The following is a 13575-nucleotide window of genomic DNA, read 5'->3' as shown; positions in this document are numbered from 1 at the left end:
TTGCGTGTTATAATAGTGTTCATAAGAAGTTTAGCACGAAAAGAACAAAGGCGAAAGTAGGGTGAGGTACGTGGAAATAACAAATTTTAATATGTACAAAAAAAAGTGGAATATAGAAAGTGAAACAGTGATAAAACCGGGACTAGAGTCTATACAAAAAGCATTAGGAAAACTCGGAAATCCACAAAATAAGCATCGGGTTATTCATGTGGCTGGTACAAATGGAAAAGGTTCTACCATTGCCTTTTTAAGTACGCTTGCCAAAGAACATGGTCTTTCTTATGGAACTTTTACTTCGCCAAGTATAGTGGATGTACATGATCAGATCCAACTTAATGGACAAAATGTAACGGAGCAACAGATGGACGAGGCATTCCGAAAAATGCAAGAGGCAGGACTAAGTGGGATGTTAACTGATTTTGAATTATTAACGGTTGTTGCATTTCTAGTTTTTGAAGGAATACAATTAGATCTAGTTTTTATCGAGACGGGCATGGGAGGGAGATTGGATAGTACCAATGTTATGGAACGATCTATCGCAGTGATTCCTAGTATATCCATTGATCATACAAGTTTCTTAGGAGATACAATCGAAAAAATAAGTTGGCATAAAGCAGGGATAATAAAAGCAAATAGCAAATTAATAATAGGTGCACTTTCAGAACGGGCAAGAAATGTTGTTTATCAAGTTGGGAAAGAACAAAATGCGCAAATCCTGGAATTTGAAAAAAACTTTTTTATACAAGAAAATACGTATACATTTGGAAAAGCTACATTCAAAGATTTGCATCCTCAAATGTTAGGAAAGCATCAATTATCCAATATGGCCCTAGCAATTACTGCACTAATAGAAAGTGGGGTTCCGTTAAAGGAAAGTATTGTTCAACATGCAGTAAGAAAAGCAAGTTTATTAGGTAGAATGGAAAAAGTGGATGATACTGTTTATTTTGATGGTGCTCATAATGAAGCAAGTATAGATGCGTTAGTAGAAACGATTAAAGATGTATTTCCGAACAAAAATATCCACTTTATCGTTGGCATATTAAAAGATAAAGATTATTTGTATATGTTAAGAAAATTAGAGGAAGTTGCATCCTCTTTTCGGTTTGTAAATTTTAATCATGAACGAGCCCTACCTGCTTCCATTTTATATAAACACTGTTTGCACAATGAAAAAAGCATTACTAAAGATATAAGTAAAATCCATTTTAAGAATAATGCTAATTCGGATATAACTATTGTCACAGGATCATTATATTTCATTACAGAATTAAGAACAAAAATAGTTAAATAGTAATTTAAATATTCTATAAATTCCGTGGTACAATTATATGTAATTAAAAGGTATGCTATTTGGATTAGTTAAAATATACTAACGAGGTGGAAAATAGTTCTATGAATATTTCGGATAAGGCGAAAAAGAATATTTATATATTATGGCTATTAGTGGTACCCCTTGGGACATATTTAGCTTACCAATACGCACCGATACGGCAAATCGATTGGGGTACTTTGTCTCTATTAATCGTTTTGGCGTTACTTACTACCATCTTTCCGTTTTATATTTCTGGAACTACGATGCTTCTTGTGCAGTGGGTTACATTAGTAATCTATTTGAATTATGGAATGTTTGCGGAATTACTAGTCATGCAATTATGTTTAATACCAATTGCTTATCATATGAAAACGAATCGTGAGAATGCGTACCGAATTGTTTATAGTTCCTTTATGTTTTTTTTAGTCTCTATTATATGTGGAACGGTTGTACATGTTCTTGGATTTGAATTAGGATCGTTAGTCGTGAAGGATGTATTAATTTACGGTTCTATTTATGCTCTTTTATACACTCTTTTTAATCATTTATTTTTATATTTTAGAGAAGTGCTCACGGGGCATATGCCAAAATTTTTTACGAAAGATTTTGGGTGGGATGTTTTAGGATTACTCATGACTTTACCTTTTGGTATAAGCTTATATTTTCTTCAAAGTTATGTTGGTACTATCGCTTTATGGCTGCTTGGGGTCCCCTTTATACTGATTACCTTACTAATAAGACTATATAGTGATTCTGAAAAAGTGAATAGTGATTTAAACAAAGCTAGTGAATTCGGACATGAATTGGCGGAGCGGATGACAAGCAAAGAGATTATCGATATGTTTATCGAAAGAATTGCCAACATGTTTCCGATGGATGCTGCTTATATAGTTGATGATTTATATGGAAGTTTCGAGATTTTACGTGCCATTGAAGACGGAGAAAACAAAGACCTACACTTTGCACATGAAGAGCTTGAACAGAGCCTAGCAGGAATTGTTTACGAAAAAGGAATTCCAACATTATACAATAAGCAAAGTGAATGGATTCATATAAGACCTCCTTTTCTAAGTTTAGAGATGCAAAGTGTCATGTGTGTACCAGTTTATCGTAACAAAAAAATAGAAGGTGTCTTAGTATTAGCATCTCGCAATAAATACTCTTTTGAAGCATATCAACTTAAAATCGTCCATTTACTATGTTCATATTTTGCGGTTTCCGTGGAAAAAGCAAAATATGTAAGAGATGCAGTCGCTAAAAGTGAACGATGTGAATTAACGAAATTGCATAATTATCGATACCTAGATCAGCAATTAGAATCGGATATGGAAAAATTATCACTTGGTCAATATAGTACCTTGTCATTAATTATGATGGATATCGATAAATTCAAGGAAGTCAATGATACGTTTGGACATCATAGCGGTAATCTTATCTTGCAAGAGTTTGCCCAAATTATTAAGAGGGAAATAGGAAGTAGCGGTACCGTTGCAAGATATGGTGGAGAAGAATTTGTCATCTTACTTCCAAATTATACGAAAACAGAAGCGCTCCATATCGCGGAACAACTTCGTCGAAAAATAGAGCAAACACCATTTATCGTCCAATCGGATTTGGAGCAATCTGCTAGCGAGAAGATCATTTTCATTACGGCAAGTATCGGTGTTTCCTCCGCACCTGAAGATAGTGATGAAGGGGTGGCGCTTCTTCGAAATGCGGATCGAGCGTTGTATACTGGAGCGAAGCAGGCAGGTAGGAATCGGGTTGCGGAGTATGTTAAATAACTTTAGATAGTGAATCAGTGCCAATTAGACTAAGTTCTAATTGGCATTTTTTTTATCTTTATTATTCGTTATTGAATGCTTTCCATGTATAATAAGACGTGTAGGGGGGATTTGTATGCTATTTACTATTTCAATCGTAGCCAGTCTAATCATTGTCATGTTACTCATTCTCCTAATACCAATCCCCTATGAAAAAAAACCTCTAATAATTGGGGTAGGTATTTCGGGATTAGCTCTTTTATTTTCATACATAACTACGCAAACATTATCTATTTGGCTAGGTATATTATTTTTCATCGGAATTCTTTTATCTACTGCTATTTTAGTAGGAAAAAAGCGAGAGTGGTTCATCAATGAAAAACAATTAGAACCAGTCCCAACTAGAAGTTTCCATAAAATCATTAAACAAATGGAAAATCCAAATGCACGAACGATATTTGAAGAAGAGAAGAGTCCATTGTACATAAAGCCTGCTCCTATATTACCGGAAACTATTATTCCTCAAATAGACGATACAAATGAAGAAATGCAATTATCACATCAATTAGAAGCTGAAGCAAAAGTTGATCCGAATACTAAATCGTTAAATGAAAAAGTAATAGAAGTGGTGGGATTAGATTTAGTTATCCCACCAATACAGAAAGTTGGAAACATGGAGCTGATCACTCCAGAATTTGAATATGATAATCTTTCAGGTGATGTAGCCGCTACGAATATGGATTATCCACACGAAACAATTGAAAAAATAGTAAAAGAAAAACCAAAACCAAAACCCATTCTATTAGATGATTCAGAGGAATTATCAGATGAATGGTTATCACGCAGGCTGGATGCATTGTTTGAAAATGAGAAATCGGAAGAACAAACAGCAATGCATATTGATGAAGAAGAACCAGAAAAATCAGACTTAGAAAATCTACCGATAACCTTTGATGAGCCAGGAAGAAAAGAGATAGATATGGAATTTGAAGATTTGTCTTCTATTTATTTCAATAAACAACGGAGTGATGTTAATGGAACAAAAGAATAGTCTTCAATTTATACTTCTTGTAACCATATCTAGTGTGTTGTTATTTATTTTGACATTTGGCGTCTACAAAGTGGCAAATGCAATCACAAATGGAGAAAATAATTCTAATTATTTTGATGCTAACACTTGGATTGGACCGATTGCAATTGATGGTTTATCGAAAGAACAAGCTGCGCAATTAGTTTCACAAAAAACTACAACTTGGGCACTCGAACAAAATACTTCTCTTCAGTTTATTTTCGAAGAAAGTACTTTCACTGGAGATATTATAGACTTTTTAATAGAGGAATCTATCCAACAAGCAATATCAGGTGAGCAAAATCCTTTGTTAGTAGAGTTAAATAAAGAAAAATGGGATGCAAGTTTTGCAAAGCTCGGATTACAAGGGTATACAGACTTAATAGATGAGATTCGTTTACAAGATGATATTTTAGGACAAGCATCTACATTACAGTCACTCGCGAATCCAATTCATATGACTCAATACTTCAAAGAACCCAATAATGATAGTAAATTGATTGCAAGTGAATCGTTTACTTTAGATGAAACATCCTTTGGTGCATTAAGTTGGATAAAGAAACATGACGATCTAGAAGTGGGTACAGATCTGCTCTTTTCACTGAACGAACTATTTCAAACAGATACAGAAGGCTTATATAATGCCCAATTTCAAAATGAAATAGCTTCTCTCTTATACAAGACCGCGTTGAATAGCCCATTTTCCATAGTGGAGCGACATGTTACTACGGGTAATCAGTATAAAAGAGAAGTTGGTTTTGAAGCATTTATAGACGGGAATCATGATCTCGTTTTGAAAAATGAATATGGACATTCCATTTCCATTCAATCCACAATGGAAGGAAATAAACTAACCATTTCTATTTATAGCCAAGCATCGCCTATAGAAGTTTTGGCGACTATCGATGAACAAAAGGAGCTTACTCCACGTGTAATTATTCGACCTATCGAGCTGGATCAGCAAGAAAGAAAGGTTCCAGGGAAAAATGGGACTCAAGCAAGAGTGAAGAGAGTTGTTTTATTGCACGACTCACCTTGGAAAACATATGACATTTCGTTAGATTCCTATTTACCTGTTCATGAAGTTTGGTATAAGTTTAATGAGAAACTACTAGACTCGAGCGAAGGTAATAATTCGGGTGGGAATAATTCCTCTGTGACTCTACCTACTACTGTGACGGAAGATAGGGGGTATGAGGAAGTGGATCCGGAGTATGGGGATGGATATGTAGGGAAATGAAAAAGAGGAAGTACAGGGATAAAACTTGTTACTTCCTCTTAAATATTTTAGTGGTATCTGATATCTTGTGTAAAGTCATCTACAGAAGGAGTAGGGGTAATAATATGCTCATAGACGGGTCCATTTGAACTAGAGCCTCCGGGAATTGTACAGACTTTTTCAAATTCATCTAAAGAAAGAAATATAGGTTCTTTCTTTGAATTCTGAAGTTTATAAGTTCCTATATTTCCTTTTAGTATATATAAATTACTAGATGAGTCAATTGCTACTTCTCCTAAAGAGTAAGTACTTCTTATACAAACTTTGGAAGAATCTTTCACTTCAAATGTCTGGTTTTGATTGATATGGCTATCAAAATAGGCTTGGGAATCTGAAAATTTTAATTGGCTTGCTGTAACTTCTCCTGTACTATGGATTTTACTGTTAATAAAAGAAGAAGCTTGTTTAAAATTTGTTATTCCAACTATTTCTAAAGTGCTGTTTTCAAGTTGATTTATACTCATGAAAGAAGCACCTTTTGCATATAAGATTAAGCCTTCTTTTTTATCTGGAATATTTTTATCTGAATCTATTGTACTGAATGTACCAAATCCATTTAAAAAGATACTGAGGTCTTTTTTTATTTTAATATTTGAGAAAGAACTATCAGCATTTGTTTGAATATAAACATCCCCGTTACTCTCTATAGTACCAAAACTCCCTGTTCCATTAATAAAGAAAGAAACGTCTTTCGATTTATTGAAGTTACCAATTTCAAAGTTACCTTTTGTATATATAAACGAGTTTTTAAAATTTTCATTATCAACTGGACTCGAGACTTTTGAGCCGGTGTAATAGACCGTTGTTTCCTGAAAACCATTAAAATCTGGTAAATAATTTGTATAACACTTCAATTTGTTTATTTTGTTCGATTGATCAGGACATAAAGAGACTCCTAATGGCGGGAAGGGGTTAGGAACTGTTTTAGTGAAGTCAGGTGGTTGTACTAAATGTCCATTTTTAGAACTGCCTGATCCATTATCATTTCCGTTACCTGTTCCATCACCTGTAATTGGTGAAGAGGTTACTAAATTCGTAGGAAAATTAAATTTAGCTGATATTGTTTTACTTTTATCTAAAAGATTACCTTTTACTTTAATGATTAATTCTGAAGAATCTGCCCCAGTAAATGCAGGTCCCTCTAATAGGTTAAAATATTTCGAGTTCTCTTTTTCCAATATTGTTTTATCCGTAGGTTCTGGAGTATGTAATCCAAGAACCATTGATCTTAGTTCTAAAATATTTTTTGCGTTAATTGCCAATATTTTATTGTGTTTTTCAGTATCAGTAAACTCATCATCTTCTTCAACTTGTTTTACTTCTTCTTCTGTTTTCTTTCTATAAAATTCAATTAAGTTCAATATCTCAGCCCGGTAATATTCTACACCCATTTCCGCTATTGCAACTACTTCATAGTTATCATCTGTTAATTCTACTTGTTTTTGCTGGGTTATAGCCGCAAATGCAAAAGTAGAAAAAAGTGAAACAATAATGAAAATAAGTATAAGTGTAAGCAAGAGAGTGTAGCCTTTTTCATTTCTTATTTTTCTCATATATTTTAATTCCACTCCTTATCGTAACTTACTAAATGTAGTCTCTGTTATAAAGTTTACAGAAGAATTTTGCGTTGAAGTAAGTGTTAAAAATAAATGATAATCTCCGTTTGGGAGAATTTCTGAACCATATAAATTATATTGAACGTTATTTTTATCGAAAGTAATCTCAGTTTGATTATTTGAAATTGTTAATGATGTCTCGGAAGTGTTGGTACTGATTGTGTACTTGCTAGACGTTGTGTGTACTTGTTGTATCGTATTCACAATCAAATTTGCCTCTTGCTGCAATTGATTCTTTGAAATTTCTACATCATTGAACTTTATTGATTGAAAGAAGAAACTCCATATTATTACTGCGAATATGGAAAATAGTACTAGGGTGGATAATAGTTCTAGAAGTGTAAATCCTCTTTCATTCGATTTTATTCTCATTAACTATCACCTCTAAGTTACTCTCTAATTTTTTATGTATCCATAAGTTGTTGTTAAAACAGTATTCTCTTGTAAGATTTCAATTTTAAATTTAAATAAAGTTTGTATAGGTCCTATAACATTGGGAGTTGTATATAAAGTTATTACTACATCATATGTGGTTTTTACATCAGCACTTTTATATTGTCCTATGTATATTTTGGTGTTCGGTTCTTGTCCTAATCCTTCAATAGTTGATAGTAAATGTTCAACTTGAGGTTTAAACTCATCATATTTATAATTCCTTAACTCTACAAGTAGTTCTTTTCCTACATTTGCAGCTTGGAGATTATCTTCTGTTTTAGTATTCATCAAGGTCATTTGCGGGAATATAGAAATAAACGAGATGATGACAATTGATAGAAGCACGATGGAAGCTAATACTTCAATTAATGTTAAACCTTCAGTATTTTTAATTTTTGTCAACATAAGCTAATCACCCTTTTATAATACATAAGATTCAACTACCTTTTTTTATCGTAATTCCATTATACTAAGTAGTATACTATATCTTAAATAGTAGAGGAGCGTGAAATCATGCCAACTCGTAAAAGACTCGGAGACTTATTAGTGGAAGCATCTATCATAACTCCCGAACAACTTCAAACAACATTGCAGAAAAAAGCTCCCGGGCAACGACTTGGGGATGCCTTAGTCGAGCGTGGATACCTCACAGATCGACAGCTTATTGAGGTACTAGAATTTCAACTAGGTATTGCCCATGTAGCTTTGAATCTATTTCCCATTGATACGAAACTTCTTCAATTAGTTGGTGCTGAATTTTCAAGACAGAACTTTGCACTGCCAATTGAAAAAGAAGACGATATTATTAAAGTAGCGATGGCAGATCCGTTAGATTATGTCGTGATTGATGATATTGAATTGATGACAGGTTTTACTGTTCAACCAGTCATTTCTGCAAGAAAAGACATTTTAGAAACAATAGATAAACTTACGAAAGAGGCTGCATCCATCGCTTTAAGTGAAAACTTATCGCAAGAAGGTGAAGATGAAGACGAGGCGCCTGCAATTCGGCTTGTGAACCAAATATTATCACGTGGTATTCAAATGCAGGCAAGTGATATACATATTGATGCACATGAAGATAAAGTGCTAGTACGTTATCGCGTTGACGGGCTTCTCTCTACGGATCGGGTGTTACAAATGAACCAATTCCCGTCCCTTGTTGCACGTATTAAAATTATGGCTAACTTGAACATTACAGAATCTCGTTTACCACAAGATGGGAGAGTTCGATTAACACAAGGGCAACAAACGATTGATATGCGTATTTCTATTTTGCCAACTGTGTATGGAGAAAAAGTTGTTATACGTTTGCTAGATTTAGCGAATGCAGTGAAGCCGATTTATCAGCTTGGTTTCAATAAACGCTATGTACAAACATTTATTGAATTAATTGAAAAGCCATCAGGCATCGTATTGCTAACGGGACCAACTGGTTCAGGGAAAACAACGACGCTTTACTCTGCACTTCAACACTTAAACGAAGAGTCGGTCAATATTATTACAGTTGAAGATCCAGTTGAGTACCAAATGGAAGGTGTCAATCAAGTTCAAGTAAATCCTCAAATCCATTTAACATTTGCGAGTGGGCTACGTGCTATATTAAGACAAGACCCTAACATTGTAATGGTCGGGGAAATTCGAGATGAAGAAACGGCTGAGATTGCTATACGTGCCGCTTTAACAGGTCATCTTGTGTTAAGTACATTACATACAAATGATGCGATTAGTACAATTCCTAGGTTATTAGATATGAATATTGAGCCTTACCTTGTTATTTCTGCGTTGAATGGAGCGGTTTCTCAACGACTAGTTCGTCGTATATGCGAATCTTGTAAAGAGGAATATATACCTTCCGCAATTGAGCAACAATTATTTGATAAACGTTTTATAAAACTGGATACATTGTATAAAGGGAAGGGCTGTAAAACTTGTAATGAGACAGGATTTAAAGGTCGTTTATCGATTCATGAAATATTCGTTGTAGATAATGAAATTAGGGAGTTATTATTTAATAATCGTAGTATGAGTGAAGTGAAACGTGCAGCGATGAAAAATGGTATGATTCCTTTATTAGATGATGGGTTGTTAAAAGTGAAAGCCGGGCTTACGACGGTAGAGGAAGTGTTACGTGTCGCAAAAGCCGATTAAGAAAGGAAGAGCATTGTATGAAAGAAAAATTGCATCAGTTATTACAAGCTGCGTTTGAGCTAGGAACATCTGATTTACATTTAACGGTAGGAATGCCGCCTATGATGCGATTACACGGGGAGTTAAAAAAATTTGGACAAGATATATTGAAGCCAGTCGAAACGGAAGGAATGGCGAAAGCGGTCATTGCACCGCAATTATGGGATTCTTTTATGGAACAGGGAGATTTAGATTTCTCATATAGTTTGCCTGGAATTTCTCGCTTTCGTGTAAATGCTTATCACCAACGAAATTGTGTAAGCCTTGCTTTTCGTGTTATCCCAACTAAAGTACCTAGTTTTGTTGATTTACATTTACCGCATATTTTACATGATATTTCTAAAAAACCACAAGGCCTTGTACTAGTCACTGGACCAACAGGATCTGGTAAATCGACTACACTCGCTTCGATGATTCAAGAAATGAACCGTACAGTAAAAAAACATATTATTACGCTGGAGGATCCAATCGAGTATTTACATTCACATGGCACTTGTATTATCAACCAGAGGGAAGTTGGATTTGATACAAAAACGTTTGCATCTGGTTTACGTGCATCCCTCAGGCAGGATCCGGATGTGATATTAGTAGGTGAGATGCGAGATTTGGAGACGATTTCTACTGCAATTACTGCCGCAGAAACAGGGCATCTAGTTTTGGCGACACTTCATACAACAGGTGCTTCTATGACGATTGATCGAATTATTGATGTATTTCCACCAAGTCAACAGCCGCAAGTTAGGATTCAACTAGCATCTGTTTTACAAGCGGTCATTTCACAAAGGCTTTTCCAGTCGATTGATGGAAAAGGCCGTATAGGAGCATTTGAAATATTATTAAATGTACCGGCAGTGAAAAACCTCATTCGAAACGAAAAGATTCATCAAATCCATTCGGTCATGCAGTCGAGTAGATCCATAGGCATGCAAACGATGGAAAGTGAATTGGAGCGACTAGTAAATGAAAAACTTGTATCACTTGAACAGCTGGAACCTTATTTAGCGGAGAAAATCGTCTAATGGCATATTTTCAATATAGAGGTCGAGATCGACAGGGCGAAATGACTTCCGGTGTCATGCGAGCGGCAACGGCAGAAGATGCTAAAACAAGGCTTCGAAAAAAAGGAATTGCAGCACGTGAAATAAATATGAAAACTGGTTTTTTATATCAAGATTTGAACTTAGGTAGTGGGAAAGTTCCTTTCAAAGATTTAGTTATTTTCATAAGACAGTTTTCAACTCTTATAAAAGCGGGTATAACGATATTAGATGCAACATCAATTCTAAAAGATCAGACATCTCAAAGACGATTGAAGCAAGTACTTGCAGAGATTGAAGAAGATTTACGAGAAGGTCATCCTTTTTCTGTTGCAGCGGAACAACATCCTCAAGTGTTTCCAGTTCTTTTTACAAATATGTTAAAAGCGGGGGAGGCTGGTGGACAATTTGATGAGATTTTAGATCAGTTGGCTATATATTATGAAAAGCAAAATGAAACAAAGCAGAAAGTGACTTCTGCAATGATGTATCCAGCAGTTCTTGGAGTAGTCGCAATTGCGGTTGTTATTTTTATGATTGGCTTTATCGTTCCAAGATTTGCAGGTATGTTTACTTCATTTGGAGCAGACTTACCTTTTATTACGCAGTTTCTATTGGATTTAAGCGAAGTGTTTCAATCTTGGTGGTTGATCATTTTACTCTTGCTCTTAGTAGTCATTGCAGGTGGAAGAATCTTAGTGAAACGAGATCCGTATCGTTTCTATTTTCATAGTTTTTTATTAAGACTTCCTGTTTTTGGACCAGTTATTCAAAAATCTATATTAGCAAGAATGACGAGAACCCTTAGTAGTTTATATGCAGCAAGTGTTCCAGTAACACATTCTTTAATGGTTGTAGGGAAAGTTGTGCAAAATGCAGTATTGGAAGAGATTATAGAGAAATCTAGCAAAAGTGTTCAGGAAGGTAATTCCTTAGCAGCTCCTATGGTTGGTCATTGGGCAATTCCATCATTCGTGTCACAAATGATTGTACTTGGAGAAAAATCGGGAACGCTCGATTTTATGCTAGCGAAAGTGGCCGATTTTTATGAACAAGAAGTGGATACAGCTGCGGAACGTTTGAAATCATTAATTGAACCTGCAATGATCTTATTCCTGGCAGTGGTCATAGGGGGAATTGTTGCGTCTATTATGATTCCTATGTTTTCAATTTTTACGGAAGTTCAATAAAAATTTATTAAAATTAACGAAAAATTATGCTTGATAATTTGGTAGATTTAACCGATATTATAAGAGAATAGAGTATTGGATGTGTTGATCAATTGTCGGAAATCTGGGCACTTAGACAATTAGGAGCAAGTAGTGCACCCACCCATGCAAAAATCAAATTTGTTAAGGGGAGAAGAAAATGAAAAAATGGTTAAAGACGGTTAAAAATGAAAAAGGTTTAACGCTAATCGAACTTTTAGCGGTAGTAGTTATTTTGGGGATTATTGCGGCGATTGCAGTGCCTGCTATCAGTAATATTATGGATAATACAAAAAAGGATGCACATGTTTCCAATGCATTAATGATTATTAGCACTGCAAAATTAGCTGTAGCCTCTAATGATTCAATCATGAGCGATAATACTGCAACTTTAACAGAGCTTGTAGAAGCTGGATTTTTAGAAGCAATTCCCAAAAATCCCGATGAAAATTCCGCTTACGCTGGAAATTCAAGTGTTACTAAAGTTGCTACTGGTGGATATCAAATTATATTAAGTAGCACTTCAAAAAATTATTTAAACAATGTTTCAGAACAAGAGTTAAACGAAAAAGGGAGAAAGTCAATTAATAAATAGGAACAAAAACTTTAATAAATAGCCCTATGCATCCGTGCACAGGGCTATTATACTTATATATAAGTCATCAAGAGAAAGGCAGGAAGATGAATGTTTAAATACTGGAAGTCACAACCTGCTGTTTTTATAACATATACACAGCGCTATATCCGCATTTTAGTTGGTGGACGCAAGCATAAGTATACGAAATATATTCAACAAGTGATCGAAGAAGGGACGATACAGTCGGGAGAAATCGTCAATGAGAAGCGACTGATTCAACAATTAACTAGTATTGTCAAAAAACATAAATTGCAAGGAATGCCTACATTTTTCTCTTTCTCTCATCATGATTTATTATTACGTTCTACGACCATTCCGCTTTCCGTTCCAGAAAATGAATGGAAAGGATATTTGTATTTGGAACTTGGGGAATCCTTTCATTTGCCGTTTGCTGATCCTATTATCGAAATTGTTGGGAATCATCGTGCGGGAGAAAAAGTAGATGTGATTGCACTTGCGGTTCCTGAAAAAAATGTAACATCAATTGAATCTATTTTAACGAAAAGTCGATTAAGACCAGTTATTATTGATGTGCCATTTCTTAGTTTATATCGTCTATTTGTGGAAATGAATGAGATTGAATCTAATTCACATGTGCTACTTATCCATTTGGAATACGATGTCATACAACTTAGTATGTTTCATAATCATCAGCCAGTATATGTACGTACAATGAGTTTACGACCTTTTGAAACGTTTTCTGCGTTTGAAACACGCACTGGATTTCAATACATGACGGTGGATGGAGACGAAATGATTTTACAAGACCACTTAGCAACTATTGAAAAAGAAATAGCTCGATTACAATCGTTCTATCAATACAATTTACAAAATGGAACACATTCGATTGATACGATTTGCATCGGAGGAAATCATCCACTTATTTCAGAAATTGCTTCTAATCTACGTAGAGATAATCAACTAGCAGTTTTCCATCTAACAGAGGACAAATGGGCAACAAAAGATAGTATCCATATTCCTGCATCCTTTGCAGAGCTTGTTGGACTGTCTTGGAAATAGGGGGAT

General features: G+C 34.9%; 12 protein-coding genes and 1 riboswitch. Of the genes, 9 read left to right on the top strand and 3 right to left on the bottom strand.

All coding sequences use genetic code 11. The annotated features are described in order from the left end of the window. Positions 1 to 70: 70 nt before the first annotated feature. From BMZ04_RS05290 to BMZ04_RS05275, 4 genes are all read left to right on the top strand, one after another. Positions 71 to 1294: a bifunctional folylpolyglutamate synthase/dihydrofolate synthase gene (locus BMZ04_RS05290; protein WP_255367804.1), complete on the top strand. Its 1224-nt coding sequence runs from the start codon at positions 71 to 73 to the stop codon at positions 1292 to 1294. Positions 1295 to 1395: 101 nt separating this feature from the next. Continuing rightward, complete coding sequence (locus tag BMZ04_RS05285; protein ID WP_093266329.1) at positions 1396 to 3099, top strand: sensor domain-containing diguanylate cyclase; 1704 nt, start codon at positions 1396 to 1398, stop codon at positions 3097 to 3099. Positions 3100 to 3214: 115 nt separating this feature from the next. After that, positions 3215 to 4129: a hypothetical protein gene (locus BMZ04_RS05280; RefSeq protein WP_093266326.1), complete on the top strand. Its 915-nt coding sequence runs from the start codon at positions 3215 to 3217 to the stop codon at positions 4127 to 4129. Beyond that, entirely contained in the window at positions 4113 to 5387 is a 1275-nt protein-coding gene (locus BMZ04_RS05275) for a VanW family protein (protein WP_177184328.1), read from the top strand. The genes BMZ04_RS05280 and BMZ04_RS05275 overlap by 17 nt, the downstream gene beginning before the upstream one ends. 47 nt (positions 5388 to 5434) lie before the next feature. On the opposite strand, the gene BMZ04_RS05270 is transcribed toward BMZ04_RS05275, so the two are convergent. Genes BMZ04_RS05270 through BMZ04_RS05260 form a run of 3 tightly spaced genes read right to left on the bottom strand, consistent with a single transcriptional unit; the run spans position 5435 to position 7882 of the window. Beyond that, on the bottom strand, positions 5435 to 6979 hold the full coding sequence (locus BMZ04_RS05270) for a hypothetical protein (protein ID WP_093266320.1): 1545 nt from the start codon (positions 6977 to 6979) through the stop codon (positions 5435 to 5437). Positions 6980 to 6997: 18 nt separating this feature from the next. Further along, a complete protein-coding gene (locus BMZ04_RS23110; protein ID WP_093266317.1) occupies positions 6998 to 7414 on the bottom strand; it encodes a prepilin-type N-terminal cleavage/methylation domain-containing protein in 417 nt (138 codons plus the stop codon). Between the two features lie 24 nt (positions 7415 to 7438). After that, positions 7439 to 7882, bottom strand: a complete 444-nt coding sequence (locus tag BMZ04_RS05260) for a prepilin-type N-terminal cleavage/methylation domain-containing protein (RefSeq protein WP_093266314.1) — start codon at positions 7880 to 7882, stop codon at positions 7439 to 7441. A 108-nt stretch (positions 7883 to 7990) separates the two neighbouring features. Between BMZ04_RS05260 and BMZ04_RS05255 the strand changes: the two genes are divergently transcribed. The 5 genes from BMZ04_RS05255 (at position 7991) to pilM (ending at position 13569) form a co-directional block, all read left to right on the top strand. Next, positions 7991 to 9628, top strand: coding sequence for a GspE/PulE family protein (locus tag BMZ04_RS05255; RefSeq protein ID WP_093266311.1), 1638 nt, complete (start codon positions 7991 to 7993; stop codon positions 9626 to 9628). A gap of 17 nt (positions 9629 to 9645) precedes the next feature. Next, the gene (locus BMZ04_RS05250; protein WP_093266308.1) at positions 9646 to 10686 is read left to right on the top strand and encodes a type IV pilus twitching motility protein PilT; all 1041 of its coding nucleotides are present in this window, start codon (positions 9646 to 9648) and stop codon (positions 10684 to 10686) included. Then, positions 10686 to 11894 carry a type II secretion system F family protein gene (locus tag BMZ04_RS05245; protein WP_093266306.1) on the top strand — a complete coding sequence of 403 codons (1209 nt, stop codon included), beginning with the start codon at positions 10686 to 10688 and terminating at the stop codon, positions 11892 to 11894. The genes BMZ04_RS05250 and BMZ04_RS05245 overlap by 1 nt, the downstream gene beginning before the upstream one ends. 68 nt (positions 11895 to 11962) lie before the next feature. Then, positions 11963 to 12046, top strand: a riboswitch (cyclic di-GMP riboswitch). Between the two features lie 26 nt (positions 12047 to 12072). Next, positions 12073 to 12507: a prepilin-type N-terminal cleavage/methylation domain-containing protein gene (locus BMZ04_RS05240; RefSeq protein WP_093266303.1), complete on the top strand. Its 435-nt coding sequence runs from the start codon at positions 12073 to 12075 to the stop codon at positions 12505 to 12507. Between the two features lie 90 nt (positions 12508 to 12597). Continuing rightward, positions 12598 to 13569, top strand: a complete 972-nt coding sequence (pilM, locus tag BMZ04_RS05235; RefSeq protein ID WP_093266301.1) for a type IV pilus biogenesis protein PilM — start codon at positions 12598 to 12600, stop codon at positions 13567 to 13569. The last annotated feature ends 6 nt before the right edge of the window (positions 13570 to 13575 follow it).

The organism is Psychrobacillus sp. OK032, assembly GCF_900111345.1.
Classification (GTDB): Bacteria; Bacillota; Bacilli; order Bacillales_A; family Planococcaceae; genus Psychrobacillus.
Note: the sequence above shows the minus strand (reverse complement) of the source record. Positions and strands in the feature narration are given on the sequence as shown.

Excerpts from the sequence above, each read along its gene's own strand:
- BMZ04_RS05285 (WP_093266329.1), top strand. The coding sequence starts at position 1,396 with ATGAATATTTCGGATAAGGCGAAAAAGAATATTTATATATTATGGCTA.
- BMZ04_RS05280 (WP_093266326.1), top strand. The coding sequence starts at position 3,215 with ATGCTATTTACTATTTCAATCGTAGCCAGTCTAATCATTGTCATGTTA.
- BMZ04_RS05275 (WP_177184328.1), top strand. The coding sequence starts at position 4,113 with ATGGAACAAAAGAATAGTCTTCAATTTATACTTCTTGTAACCATATCT.
- BMZ04_RS05270 (WP_093266320.1), bottom strand. The coding sequence starts at position 6,979 with ATGAGAAAAATAAGAAATGAAAAAGGCTACACTCTCTTGCTTACACTT.
- BMZ04_RS23110 (WP_093266317.1), bottom strand. The coding sequence starts at position 7,414 with ATGAGAATAAAATCGAATGAAAGAGGATTTACACTTCTAGAACTATTA.
- BMZ04_RS05260 (WP_093266314.1), bottom strand. The coding sequence starts at position 7,882 with ATGTTGACAAAAATTAAAAATACTGAAGGTTTAACATTAATTGAAGTA.
- BMZ04_RS05255 (WP_093266311.1), top strand. The coding sequence starts at position 7,991 with ATGCCAACTCGTAAAAGACTCGGAGACTTATTAGTGGAAGCATCTATC.
- BMZ04_RS05250 (WP_093266308.1), top strand. The coding sequence starts at position 9,646 with ATGAAAGAAAAATTGCATCAGTTATTACAAGCTGCGTTTGAGCTAGGA.
- BMZ04_RS05245 (WP_093266306.1), top strand. The coding sequence starts at position 10,686 with ATGGCATATTTTCAATATAGAGGTCGAGATCGACAGGGCGAAATGACT.
- BMZ04_RS05240 (WP_093266303.1), top strand. The coding sequence starts at position 12,073 with ATGAAAAAATGGTTAAAGACGGTTAAAAATGAAAAAGGTTTAACGCTA.
- pilM (WP_093266301.1), top strand. The coding sequence starts at position 12,598 with ATGTTTAAATACTGGAAGTCACAACCTGCTGTTTTTATAACATATACA.